The 1,756-nt window shown below is 57.6% G+C and carries 1 protein-coding gene; it reads right to left on the bottom strand.

The annotated features are described in order from the left end of the window. Positions 1-1,756: immunoglobulin-like domain-containing protein (locus tag G5S52_RS23380; protein ID WP_368737497.1), on the bottom strand; the 1,756-nt coding region annotated here is incomplete at both ends.

Raw genomic sequence — 1,756 nt, 5'->3', positions numbered from 1 at the left:
CGTCAAGGTGTAACTGGCCGCTTCGCCTTCATTCACTGAGGCATCGCCCGTCAGGGTCAGGGTTGGCGCATCCGTGGTGGTGCCGTCATTGATGGTGGTCTCCACCGCAGCCGGGGCGGTGGGTTGCGCCTCAAAGTCACCGCCAACTGTACTGTCGACAGAGACGGTAAACACATCGTCATCGGCGGATTCGTTGAGGCTGTCGTTCAGGGTATCGACGGTAAAGTTAGTGGACGTGGTCCCAGCTGCGATCACCACATCGCGGGTCACTGGCTGAATGTCGCCCTCTTCTGTGGTTTTATGACCCACGACGATAGTCACGGTAAAGTCCGCCGTTGGTGCTTCACTGAGCGTCAAGGTGTAGCTGGGCGCTTCACCTTCATTCACTGAGGCATCGCCCGTCAGGGTCAGGGTTGGCGCATCCGTGGTGGTGCCATCGTTAATGGTGGTCTCGACGGCAGCCGGCGCGGTGGGTTGCGCTTCAAAGTCACCGCCAGTGGTGCTGTCGACTGAGACGGTAAACACATCATCATCCGCCGATTCATTCAGGCTGTCGTTCAGGGTATCTACGGTAAAGTCGACAGATGTGGTGCCAGCAGCGATCACCACATCACGGGTCACTGGCGTGATATCGCCATCTTCCGTTGTCTTGTGTCCAATCACCACAGTGACCGTGAAGTCCGAAGTTGGTGCCTCCGAGAGTGTCAAAGTGTAGCTGGCTGACTCACCTTCAATGACAGAGGCATCGCCGGTCAACGTCAGGGTCGGCGCATCCGTGGTGGTGCCGTCGTTGATGATGGTTTCTACGGCTGCCGGCGCGGTTGGCTGCGCTTCGAAGTCACCGCCAGTGGTGCTGTCGACTGAGACGGTAAACACATCATCATCCGCCGATTCGTTCAGGCTGTCATCAAGCGTGTCCACCGTAAAGTCGATGGACGTAGTGCCAGCGGCGATCACCACATCACGGGTGACTGGAGTGACATCGCCATCCTCCGTGGTCTTGTGTCCAACCACCACGGTAACGGTAAAGTCCGCCGTCGGTGCTTCACTGACCGTCAGCGTGTAGCTGGCCGCTTCACCCTCAATGACAGAGGCATCGCCGGTCAGCGTCAGGGTCGGCGCATCCGTGGTGGTGCCATCGTTGATGGTGGTCTCGACGGCAGCCGGTGCGGTTGGCTGCGCTTCGAAGTTACCGCCAGATGTGGCATCCACCGACACGGTAAACACATCGTCATCCGCCGATTCATTCAGACTGTCGTTCAGCGTGTCCACGGTGAAATCAACGGAAGCGGTTCCAGCAGCGATCACCACATCTCGGGTCACCGGAGTGACATCACCGTCTTCCGTAGTCTTGTGCCCAATCACTACGGTGACAGTAAAGTCTGCTGCCGGTGCTTCCGAAAGGGTCAAGGTGTAGCTGGCTGCTTCACCCTCAATGACAGAGGCATCGCCAGTCAGCGTCAGGGTTGGCGCATCCGTGGTGGTGCCATCGTTAATGGTCGTTTCCACCGCTGCCGGTGTGGTAGGTTGTGCCTCAAAGTCACCGCCAGCAGTACTGTCGACAGAGACGGTAAACACATCGTCATCTGCCGATTCATTCAGACTGTCGTTCAGGGTATCAACGGTAAAGTCTGTAGACGTGGTGCCTGCCGTAATCACGACATCTCGGGTCACTGGCGTCACATCGCCATCTTCTGTGGTCTTGTGACCAATCACCACAGTCACTGTGAAATCAGAGGTTGGTGCTTCGGATAGG

It is taken from the genome of Grimontia sedimenti (genome assembly GCF_011045095.1).
GTDB classification, from domain to species: Bacteria; Pseudomonadota; Gammaproteobacteria; order Enterobacterales; family Vibrionaceae; genus Enterovibrio; species Enterovibrio sedimenti.
This window is presented reverse-complemented; position numbering and strand designations above follow the sequence as displayed.